The sequence below is a fragment of the Spiroplasma sp. hy2 genome (genome assembly GCF_044714365.1).
GTDB classification, from domain to species: domain Bacteria; phylum Bacillota_I; class Bacilli_A; order Mycoplasmatales; family Mycoplasmataceae; genus Spiroplasma; species Spiroplasma phoeniceum.
This window is the reverse complement of record NZ_RXFZ02000331.1, coordinates 1-639: the sequence shown is the minus strand read 5'-3', so window position 1 is coordinate 639 and position 639 is coordinate 1. Positions and strand designations below refer to the sequence as shown.

The window sequence follows — 639 nt, the reverse complement described above, 5'->3', positions numbered from 1 at the left end:
ATAAATCAGATAATGACCAAAATAAAACACAATCTTTATTAACTAAAACCAAAGATTTAGAAAAACAAGCATATTTACAAGCATATCGTAAACAATATTATACAAAAATATTTGACACTGTTTTAAAATATTATGATTTATGAGATGGTACTTGTGAAAGACCTTATGGTTTTGATTTTGTTAGTGCTAGTTTAGTAGACCAAATGCGACAAAATGAATTAATTACTACTAGATTAGATAATGGCACAATGGAACCAATAAGAGCAATTACTGAATATGATAATATTGATGAATTAGAAGCAACTAAATATTTTGAAAAAATAGAAGCATGACAAGATAAAATGCAAGCCAAAGAAATTGAACATAATAATAAATTAATGGAATATGATGAAACTGGTAATAATCAAAATGCTTTACAAGGTAGAACAGAAATTAAGGAGAATTAACAAATGAGTAGAATTAACCCAGGGGTTATCGAAGAATTAAGAAGACAAGCCCATGATACTTTAATAGATATTAGAGAAAATATACGAGATAATCGCCATTGAATGGTATTTCCATTTAATGTTTATAGTTCATATATTCCTGATACTGAAACAGGTTGAAAACCTAATAATGCTAAACCAAGTGATTATGGTA

General features: G+C 27.1%; 1 protein-coding gene. It reads left to right on the top strand.

From position 1 onward, the window contains the following. Positions 1-449 precede the first annotated feature (449 nt). On the top strand, positions 450-639 hold a 190-nt coding region (locus EHV01_RS06360; RefSeq protein ID WP_422066723.1), incomplete at its 3' end, for a hypothetical protein.